At 50.5% G+C, this 333-nt stretch carries 1 protein-coding gene; it reads left to right on the top strand.

Annotated features, from left to right (window positions below; genetic code table 11):
- The coding region (locus tag F0L74_RS33580) for a hypothetical protein (protein ID WP_188316303.1) at positions 1 to 333 on the top strand (333 nt) is incomplete at both ends.

Raw genomic sequence — 333 nt, 5'->3', positions numbered from 1 at the left:
CGGTCGAGGATAGAAGTTGAGATCGCAGCAAAAGAACTCGAGAAAGAGGACGCCGACATAGAACAAGAGCGGGCCAAGCTAAAAGCAAGGGAAAAGGACCAAGATCTGAAAAAGCTCAAACTTCAGCTGGAGGCTTATCAGCGAGCAGAGATAGACCAAGAACCATGTGACGGAAAGAGCGAAATCGCTAGGGAAGAGGATGAAGTATCGATATCCTCTACAGAATGTATGAAAGCCTGGATTCCGCGGCCAACACCAGCCGCCATCCTCACCTCTGCCCCAGCCCCGTTGTCGGCTCCAGTATACCACACCAAAGAAATTCCCACCTTAACT

The sequence above is a fragment of the Chitinophaga agrisoli genome (genome assembly GCF_008386695.1).
GTDB lineage: Bacteria > Bacteroidota > Bacteroidia > Chitinophagales > Chitinophagaceae > Chitinophaga > Chitinophaga agrisoli.
The sequence above is the reverse complement of the archived record's forward strand: the minus strand, read 5'-3'. Positions and strand labels throughout refer to the sequence as shown.